Here is an 8689-nt window from a genome sequence, read left to right on the forward strand (position 1 = left end):
GCACGGCCGAGCCGGATTCCCCCTGCTCCGACACCGCATCCTCCTCCAGTGATCACCACAGAGCGCTACCACCGATTACGAGACAGAGCCGAAATTCTGATACTCCCAAGCTTGTTGCAGAAGTCCGGGTGGGGGCAGGTCGGTATGTGGTCCGGCCTGCTGGTTCCATGCGGTTCGAACGAGGTTGTGCATGTGGGCGGCGGCCTGCACGGCGTGGTGCAGCCCGTCGCCCTTCTGTCGGCAGTCGCGGAGGACTTTCCAGTTCTTCATGTCTGTCAAGTGCTTGTGTTCAGGCTGACGTCCTACGAGGAGGTTGACGAGGTACGGGGGCAGGTTCACGTTCAGGCGTCGGACTTGGCGATTTCGAAGACGGAGGGGATCGGTTCGACGATGTAGTGCTCGGGGATGATGCCGTCCCACCGGGTGTGGGCTCGGTAGCGGGGGCTGAAGCTGTAGAAGTAGGGGCTGGCCGGGTAGATGTGTTCGAGCGCGGACAGGTACTCGCGGATGTCCGTGCGGGCGCCGAGGGGGCCGGCGAGGACGCGGTCGCGCAGCCGGACGAACTCGTCCTCGTTGCTCTGCTGGAGGGCGATCAGTTTGTCGATGGCGCTCTGGAGGTCCAGGCCGCCGTCGCGCATGTAGATCCAGATGAGGTTGAACGCCTCGTCCATGCTGATCTCCTTGTTGAAGGAGAAGAGGTCGTTGACGTAGGCGATGGAATCGGTGGCCAGCTGAGCGGCCTGGTGGAGGTCGGGGTCGTGGGCCAGCTCGTCGCCGAGGTCGATGGCGAGGGCGTACTCCGTCATGATCACGATCCATACGGCCCACATGTCGTCGGCTCGGATCGCCAGGTATGCCTCTTCGGTGAGCGTGTCCAGGAGGGGCCCGCGGTTCTGGTCCGCGGAGCTGTCGATCGCCTTGTGGAGGGTGGTGCGGATGCGGTCGGCCATGGTCGGCGGCATGTCCGCGGCGACGCCGACGACCGCTTCGTAAGCCATCCGTACGGCGGATTCGCCCTCGGGGGCGGGGGTGCCGTCGATGGCCTGGTGGAAGAGGTGGCGCAGGAGGTCGAGCCGGGCATGGTCGTCGCGGACCTCGGGCCGGGCGAAGGCGTCGTCGACGACACCCCAGGTGATCGCGTTGACCGCGGCCCAGTACCCGCGGTCGTGCCGCGCGTGGGAGAAGGTCATCCCCGCCCAGAAGGGGGTGCGCTGGGCGAGATAGGCGTCGGCGGCCCGTTCGCTGCGGAAGTGCGCCACGAGGAGCGGGCGGGCCCAGGCGTTGGCGCGTCGCTCGATGTTGGCGGTGTCGCGGTGGAGTACGGGGACGAACCGGGAGTTGAGCCGCAGCCGGTAGGGGGTGCCCTCCTTGGGCCAAAGGGCCGCGGCGGCGGTGGTTGTGGCTGTGGGGCGGTGGGTGTGCTGGTTCACGAAACTCTCCTGTCGTATGTCCGTTGCGGCAAGGCCGGGCTGTACGGGCTGGGGCGGCTAGCGGGGCCGGGCGGTCGTGTCGGGGGCGGGTACGGGGATGGCGCGGGCGGTGATGACGACGTAGCCGAAGACGGAGCCGACGTGCGGGACGGTCTTGCGGAGGATGCGGGAGAGCGCGTCCACGGCTTGGTCGCCGTGAGCGGCGCGGAGTTCGTCGTGGTGGCGGGCGAGGTCGGCTTCGAGGTGCTGCAGCGACCGGTGCAGCTGCGCGTCGAGATCGATGATCTTCTCGACGTGGTAGCCGGTCTCGGCGAGGTGGACGAGCAGCGTGCCGACCGGTGTGATCGAGGAGTGTGCGTGGCGGCCGGTGTCGCTGCCGCGCAGGATCATGTCGCTCACGGCGAAAGGGCTGCCCGGTGCGAGAACGCGGTGCAGCTCGGTGAGGGCCTTGCGGGTGTCGGCGATGTGGAGCAGCGACTCGATGGCCCAGGCGGCGTCGTAGGAATGGTCGGTGAAGGGCAGGCAGGTCGCATCGGCGTGCTGGAAGCGGGCACGGTCGCCGAGGCCGGCCGCTTCGGCTCGGGCGGTGGCGAGTGCGACCTGGGTGGTGCTGATGGTGATGCCGGTGACGTGGCTGCCGGTCGACCGGGCCAGGCGCAGTGCGGGGCGGCCGATGCCGCAACCCATGTCGAGGAACTTCTGCCCTGAACGTGGGCGCAGCTCGCGCAGGAGGAGGTCGGTGAGGCGGTCGCCCGCGGCGGTGACCGCCGCCATCCGGTCCGCGGCGGGTTCGGCGGGTTCGGTGTCGTCGGGCCACAGGCCGATATGGAAGTTGTCGCCCCACAGCTGCCGCAGCACGGGGGTGAGGGCGTCGTAGTAGGCGCCGATGTCTCCGGTCGCGGTCATGCGCGGTCATCCCCCCGCTGCGTACGCGCGGATGACGGGGCGTCCAGGGCGACCAGCAGGCTGGTGGGTGTGGTCATGGTCGGTCCGTTCTTGAGGGTGCGCAGTCCTGGCTCGGCTCCGATCAGGCGCAGTCCGGGGGTGCGGGACAGGCGGGCGAGGGCCGTGGCGAGCTCGAATTCGGCGAGTTCGGCTCCGGGGCAGCGGCGGGTGCCGGTGCCGAAGGGGAGGTAGCCGGCAGCGGGGGGCCGGTGGCCGAGGAAGCGTTGCGGGTCGAAGCGTTCGGGGTCGGGGTAGAGGTCGCCCCGGCGGTGTACGAGGTGGATGGCGGGGACCAGTTCCGTACCGGCCGGGAAGCGGTGCCCGTCCCAGTCGAGGTCTTCGGGCACGATGCGGGCCAGGCCGGCCGGGACGACCGAGCCGTGGCGCAGGATCTCGGCGCATATGGCGCCCAGGTAGGGAAGTTGTGCGACGGCGGCGGGGTCGTTGGGTGGGGCGGTGCTCAGGGAGTCGAGTTCGGCGTGCAGCAGGCGGCGTACGTCGGGGTGGAGTTCGAGCAGGCGCATTCCCCAGGCCAGGGCGCTGGCCGTGGTGTCGTGGCCGGCGATGAGCAGGGTCATGATGTGGCCGCGGATCTGCTCGTCGTTCTGGGCGGGTTCGCTGGTCGCGAGGTGGAACAGCAGGTCGTCGCGCTGCTGCGCCGGGTCGGCGCGTAGCAGCGCGCTCTCCTCGCGCACGAAGAGCTGGAGCCGGTTCACGTGCGCGTCGATGCGCTGGATCAGCGGTGCGGGGTCGGTGTCCGGCGCCGCCGCCGGTTCGTACATCAGGTCCATGATCTCGGTGAGGAGGCGGACGCAGAGCTCACGGCGTTCTTCGGGCAGCGGGCCGAAGGCCGCGCGGACGATGAGACGCAGGGTGATGTCGTGGGCGACCTTGATCAAGGGGCGGGGGCCGTGGCGCAGCGTGTCCAGGACCGTGGTGATGATGTCGTCGATGTGGGGCCCGAGGGCCCGTACGGGTTTGCTGTGCAGGGGCGGCGCGAGGAGGCGGCGCACTTCGCGGTGAGCGTCGCCGGTGAGGTAGGGCAGGGCCTGTGCGCCGATCACGCGGCGGAAGTAGAGCGTGCCGCGGGCGCCCCAGGTCGTCCGGTTGGCGATGAAGAGCCGGCGGATCGCCTGGGGATCGCTCACGTAGACGCGGGGTGCGGCTCCGTCGGTGTGCAGGGTGAAGAGGGGGCCGTAGGCGCGGGCGTAGTCCTCCCAGGTGGACAGCAGCCGGTCGTTCTCCATGGTGTGGAGCTCGGCCGGGGTCAGGTGAGGGCCGGCGGGCAGGCCGGCGTGGGCACGGCGGGGGCAGGTGGCGGCGGAGGCGGGCTGGGGGCGGGGTGTCGGTGTTTTGGTCATGGCTGATCCCTTGGGGCGGGACGGGTGACCCCTTCGACGTGGCCGGGCCCCGGCGTCGCATGCCTGGAGGCGGGCATGCGACGCCGGGACGGCCGGCGCGGCTGCGAAGCCGCCGTCCCTCGCGTGGAGGTAGGGGCGGCTGCTCAGCGTTCCGGGCCGGCGTGTCGGCGCTCGCCCGTGCGTGGGGGAGCCTGCGGCGGCCCGGCCGCTGTCTGTGCGGCGGGGAGGCGGCGGGCGATGATGCTGTAGGCGGAGACTTTGTCGTGCAGGAGGCCGGCCGACATGTTGTCGGCCATCACGCGTAGTTCTTCGAGGGGACCGGTGACGCCTGCGGGGAAGTGGCGTTCGATGTTCGACTTCACCTGGACGAACCAGTGCGCGACGTCGGCGTTGGACGGCAGGACACGCATGTCGGCGATGGAGAAGCCGTTCGACCGGATGACATCGGCGAAGTACTCAGGGGTTTTGCGGTTTCCGCATGCGAGCCGGTCGACGTCGTCGTGGATCGCGGAGGTGTAGCCGTCGAGATCCCCCTTGAACAGGGTGTCGGAGATGATGACAGTGCCACCTGGACGGACCCGGGTGGCGAGGGCTTTCAGCGACTGCTCGAAGACGTCATTGCGGAGGTGGGTGTAGACACCGCGGATGACGACGAGGTCGTAGGGGGTCTGCGGGTCGGGGAGGCGGTCGACGTCCTGGCCGTTGCACAGGTACAGGCTGACGCGGCCGCTCAGGTCATGGTCGGCGAAGTAGTCCGCGCAGTAGGCGAGTTGCTCCGGGCTGATGTTGACCGCGTCGATCCGCGGGGTGTCGTGAAAGCGGCGGGCCAGCAGGTAGGTGATGAATCCCCAGCCGCAGCCCAGGTCGAGGATGCGGCCGATCGGCGGGCGGGGGCCGGTGAGCAGGCCGGCGTGGTGGAGCTGGCGGTCGAAGAAGCGGACTCCGGCCTCACCGAGGTCGAGATGGCGGCGGGCGCCTTCGTAGACGCCCCACTCGAACAGGCAGGTGTCGCCGAGGGTCTTGCGCCAGTCGTCGGGGGGGTCGGAGTAGGTGGAGACGACCTTGCCTCGGTAGGGGTCGGGTATGTCGCTGTCGATGACGGTCACACTCTCCGGCAAGGAGCTGTGGGGGGACCGGGCGGTGGTGGTCATCGCTGGCCTCCCCGCGGGTGGACACGGCGGAGCCGGAGTCGGCCGGGTCTGTTCGTCGAACGCGTGGGGGCGACGGCTCCGCACCGCGGGTGCGGGTCCTGGTGGAGTTTCTTGGTCAGGGCGTACCGCTGCCGTTCCCGATGGGCGGTCAGGGTGGCCGTGTCGTCTTCGGGGATACCGGATTCTGGTGTCGGTTTCAAAGCGCTCTCCCACTGTTCAGGGCCGGCCTGTTCGGGGCCCGGGGCCGACCTGTTCGTTCCGCTCGTTCGTCCGCTTCGCCCTGCACGCCGGCGGCGGCCCGTCAGGGCCGGCACGGACGCCGGTGGCGTCGAGGCCACCGCGGCGGTGCGGGCACGGCTCCACAAGACACCCGCCATCAGCAGCGAAGAAGTAGCCCGGCACCCCGCATGCGTGCACGCGATGCACGCATGTGCGTTTGTGAGATCCGGGTGGGTTGACACGAGCACCGTGAACACGGAGTGTCGGCACCGAAGTCACCAGGCAGCAGACCTCTTCGGGCCACCGTCTCCGAAAGATCCCGTACCCCGGACTGGGGGCTCCCTTCCGCGAGGTCCGGGCGGAGGTTGTCGAGCAGGTCGTGAGCCGCCCAAGTCCGGGGGTCACGGCCTGCGGGACCGGGAGTCCGGCTTCGCGCCGCAGCGATCCCTCCTTGAAGACGGCTTCGGCGATCCAGTCGAAGGTGTCGTCATCGAGGAGGTCGGGGTGGGCGGCGGCCGTGTCGGCCAGGTGCTCGGTGTCGGGGACGAAGGCGGCCCCGGCGAGCAGTGTCGGTGAGGCCGGGACCGCGAGGGCAGCGGCGTCGTCGACCAAGGCCGCCGCGTCGGGGCCCAGCCGCGCCCTGCGCTCGGTGAGCAGCTCGCCCAGGCCGCGGGGCACCCGCAGGGTCGTGAGGTCCGCTCCGCCGGGTGAGCGGGCGAGCGTGACCAGGTCCTCCTCGATCACCAGCGGCAGTCCCCCGCTGCGCTCCAGCAGGGTCCGCACGTCCGCACTCCCGACACCACCTGGAACCGGCCGGCGACACCGAGAGCTGGGACGACGAACAGGCCGAGGAACACCAGTGGCGCCGCCGCGCGCGCCTCACCCGGCTCGTCCACGAAGCCGCCGCCCACCGCGACCGGCTCATCCAACGATTCCAGTAGCGCTATGTGACCGACGTGATCCCCGACCCACACTGGCAGGCTGGTTGCACACGGTAGCGGATCTGGGCGTCCGCACTCCCCGCAGGCAGCCGAACAGCCGAGGAAGGCAAAGCCGGAGCCTCCCGTACATCCGGCGCTCCGAGGTCCTCACCGCGCGCCGCAGGTCAGGGGCCAGTTCGGCGTTGGTGATCGCATGGTGGTCGCAGACGAGCGTCGGGGCGGTGCCCCGGTAGCCTCCGCGGGTCGATCAAGGATCAACTGCCGCAGGAGGCCGGGGAAGTACGCAAGTCAGGACGGCCGGGCCGGGTCTACCGCCGGTGCGGGTGCCGGGACGCGACCCGGCGCCAGCTCGGCGCAGCGTGTCCGCACCTGACCGAGGAGGAGCACGGTACATGGACGTTCGCCGTCGACGTCCCCTCCCTCACGGGCCGCAGGCGCACGATACGTCGCGGCGGCTTCGAGGACGAGTGGCATGCCGAGACGGCGTTGCGGCGCTTCCTGGAAGGGCGGCAGCTGGGGTTCGACGCCGACCCGCAGGAGACGGTCGCCGCCTACCTCACCAAGTGACTCAAGGGCATGGAGTTCCTGCTCAAGCCCACCACCTACGCCCGCTACCGCACCTACGTGCTCTGCGAGTTGATACCCGTCTTCGGCAAGCTGCGCCTGGAGGAGCTCGCCCACGACCACATCTCCGCCTACGCCCAAGAGCAGCTCGACGCCGGCCGCGGACGCCAGGCCGTCTACCACTGCCTCGCCACGCTCTCCAGCGCCCTGAGCACCGCCGTGCGCACCCACCGCCTGCCCTTCGACGCCGCCCAGCCCCTGCCCATGCGCAGACCCCGCCCCGACGAACGCGTCCCCTGGACCGCGGAACAGGCCGTCGCCTTCCTCTCCCACTGCCGCAATGTCGACCCCGCCTTCGCCGACCTCTTCGAGGTCGTCATCGGCACCGGCCTGCGTAAGGGCGAGGCACTCGGCCTCCAGCGCCCGTGCGTGCGGCTCGACGACCGCGTCATGTACATCCGCCACACCCTGTCCGCCGTCGACAACCACGAACTCGTCCTGACCGCACCGAAGACGAAGAAGAGCCGCAACTGGGTGCCCCTGTCGGAACGTGTGGGTGCGCCACGAGGCGCCATGGAGCACGGCGCATATCCGCCTCCTCTTCACACAGAGAGAATCCAATTCATCACCCTAGCTGTCTCTCTGAGGGCAGGTCAGTCAGGTGCGCAGGGAGTGTGCGGACGGCCGGAGGCTCCCGGGGACACCGGGTTCCGAAGGCAGCCGCCGCGCTTGCCGGCCTCGGAGTGGGCACCGATAGAGCCCTACGGCTCCCTGCACGCCCACCCCTGGGCGACGGCAATCACCGGAGACCGTGCAGTCGGCCGTCCTCCATACCCCGCAAGGGGCGCGTCGAGCCACCCGGCGCGGGCCGGCTCTGTCAGAACGTGCACCGCGGCGTCCACCTCGGGCGCCCGAGGCGCCGGTGAGCTGTCGTCGTCAGTGGCAGCATCCGGCCTGTACTTGGTGGAGTCTGCGCCAGGTTGACCGGACCGGAAGGCGCTTCGACGGGTGCCGATCCGGTCGGCAAGGCCGGAGAAGCGAGCCGGGACGGTGGAGCGCGACTCCACCGCCCGGTTCCACGAGAACTCCCCGATGGCGCTGTCGTCGACGAGCACGGCAACGCCGTCCTCGACCTGAACCGGGAGCGGGCCGAGAGGGCAGGGACCGTCGACGATGAGGGCGATGCGGGAGGCGCCGGCGGTGCGGTGGGCCAGGTCGAGCACAGACGGTTGGAGGTGGAGGCCGTCGTTGATCAGTTCGACGGCGACCCACTCGTCCTCCAGCAGAGCCACGATCAGGCCGGAGCGCGGTGGGCGCCGGGCACGGCGCTGAACAGGTGGGTGGCGACAGTGGCCCTGGCCTCGATCACCTCCAGGATCCTGGTGCAGTCGGAGCCGATACGGCCCACGGCGACAGAGGTCGGCGCGCCCGTGGCCGGCGAATCCCACCTGACTGACCGTCGGTCGAGGTCAGCAAAAGTCAGCATCAGTCCGAGTACACCCTCAGAAACGTACGTACACGTGAGAACGCTGACCCTGGCCCGTCGAACTCGTTCCGACCTCTGCGAACGTGCCCGGCGGGCCAACTGCGATCAGGCAAGTCGTCACTTGAGCTCTTTACTCATACCTTTCATCCCAATATCGTCTGTTTACCGGATGGTCGACATCGCTCTGCGTGTGCGGTCAGGACGGCAGGGTCATCGACTGGGCGTGGTGGAAGACGTTCTTGTGGTCCCAGGTGTCCTTGGCCTTCTGCAGGCAGCGGTAGTTCGCCTTGGAATATCGTCATGCCTGGCCTACCGGACCTGGTCCGCGGACCAGGTCCGGCTGCTCACGCATCAGGAGGGCGCGGGCCCGGGGGTGGTTCGGCGTTGCCGGCCGTCCCTGCGGCGGTGTCCGGCTCCGGAGTCGTCTCCGAGACGCTCATTAGCGATGAGGCATATGACACCCTCGGATCGGGACCGCCGTCAAGGGCTGGAACGGCTGAGACGTGCTGGTGACCTGGGCCGTTGCGCGCTCCCGGTGAGGGAACCCGGTACCCGGTCCCGTTCGACCGTTCGGCGCACCGTTCGCCGCAGA

At 69.7% G+C, this 8689-nt stretch carries 7 protein-coding genes and 3 pseudogenes; 1 reads left to right on the top strand and 9 read right to left on the bottom strand.

Annotated elements, in window-relative coordinates; all coding sequences use genetic code 11:
- Positions 1-168: 168 nt before the first annotated feature.
- The 7 genes and pseudogenes from ACFXHB_RS43605 to ACFXHB_RS43635 all read right to left on the bottom strand — a co-directional run.
- Positions 169-270 (bottom strand): annotated as a pseudogene (locus ACFXHB_RS43605) (IS5/IS1182 family transposase); the annotation flags it as partial.
- A 71-nt stretch (positions 271-341) separates the two neighbouring features.
- Positions 342-1430, bottom strand: a complete 1089-nt coding sequence (locus tag ACFXHB_RS43610) for a terpene synthase family protein (protein ID WP_380582611.1) — start codon at positions 1428-1430, stop codon at positions 342-344.
- Positions 1431-1487: 57 nt separating this feature from the next.
- Entirely contained in the window at positions 1488-2336 is an 849-nt protein-coding gene (locus ACFXHB_RS43615; protein ID WP_380582613.1) for an SAM-dependent methyltransferase, read from the bottom strand.
- Positions 2333-3736 carry a cytochrome P450 gene (locus tag ACFXHB_RS43620; RefSeq protein WP_380582615.1) on the bottom strand — a complete coding sequence of 468 codons (1404 nt, stop codon included), beginning with the start codon at positions 3734-3736 and terminating at the stop codon, positions 2333-2335. Before ACFXHB_RS43620 ends, ACFXHB_RS43615 begins: the two co-directional genes overlap by 4 nt.
- Before the next feature lie 143 nt (positions 3737-3879).
- A complete protein-coding gene (locus ACFXHB_RS43625; protein WP_380582617.1) occupies positions 3880-4887 on the bottom strand; it encodes an SAM-dependent methyltransferase in 1008 nt (335 codons plus the stop codon).
- A gap of 216 nt (positions 4888-5103) precedes the next feature.
- Entirely contained in the window at positions 5104-5850 is a 747-nt protein-coding gene (locus ACFXHB_RS43630) for a hypothetical protein (RefSeq protein ID WP_380582619.1), read from the bottom strand.
- Positions 5847-6035, bottom strand: a complete 189-nt coding sequence (locus ACFXHB_RS43635; protein WP_380582621.1) for a hypothetical protein — start codon at positions 6033-6035, stop codon at positions 5847-5849. Before ACFXHB_RS43635 ends, ACFXHB_RS43630 begins: the two co-directional genes overlap by 4 nt.
- Before the next feature lie 588 nt (positions 6036-6623).
- Here ACFXHB_RS43635 and ACFXHB_RS43640 point away from each other — a divergent pair.
- Positions 6624-6698, top strand: a pseudogene (locus tag ACFXHB_RS43640) (hypothetical protein); the annotation flags it as partial.
- A gap of 674 nt (positions 6699-7372) precedes the next feature.
- Here ACFXHB_RS43640 and ACFXHB_RS43645 read toward each other — a convergent pair.
- Both ACFXHB_RS43645 and ACFXHB_RS43650 read right to left on the bottom strand, forming a co-directional pair.
- On the bottom strand, positions 7373-7903 hold the full coding sequence (locus ACFXHB_RS43645) for a hypothetical protein (protein ID WP_380582623.1): 531 nt from the start codon (positions 7901-7903) through the stop codon (positions 7373-7375).
- Between the two features lie 390 nt (positions 7904-8293).
- Positions 8294-8380, bottom strand: a pseudogene (locus ACFXHB_RS43650) (BBE domain-containing protein); the annotation flags it as partial.
- Positions 8381-8689: the final 309 nt, after the last annotated feature.

It is taken from the genome of Kitasatospora sp. NPDC059327, assembly GCF_042752535.1.
GTDB lineage: Bacteria > Actinomycetota > Actinomycetes > Streptomycetales > Streptomycetaceae > Kitasatospora.